We start from the raw sequence: 282 nt of genomic DNA on the forward strand, positions 1-282 counted from the left end.
CGAAAATGGGACTGACCAGCCGGGCGAAAATGAAGCAGATGAACGTCGAGGAGCCGATCTACGGTTATATTTTTGAAGATATGATCGTGCCAAACGGCGGAAGCATCCGGATGAACGAGCTGATTCACCCGAAGGTTGAAGCAGAGATTGCTTTTGTGCTGGGGGAGGATATTGAAGGACCGGGTGTTACAAAGGAGCAGGTCCTTGAAGCCGTTGCTGAATTGATTCCCGTTCTAGAAGTGATTGACAGCCGCTATGAAAATTTCTCATTCACTTTGCCTG

1 protein-coding gene is annotated in these 282 nt (G+C 48.6%); it reads left to right on the top strand.

Annotation, left to right across the window (positions count from 1 at the left end; all coding sequences use genetic code 11):
• Positions 1-282: 2-keto-4-pentenoate hydratase (locus tag CH339_RS25585; protein WP_368731664.1), on the top strand; the 282-nt coding region annotated here is incomplete at both ends.

It is taken from the genome of Rhodobium orientis, from assembly GCF_003258835.1.
Taxonomy (GTDB): Bacteria; Pseudomonadota; Alphaproteobacteria; order Rhizobiales; family Rhodobiaceae; genus Rhodobium; species Rhodobium orientis.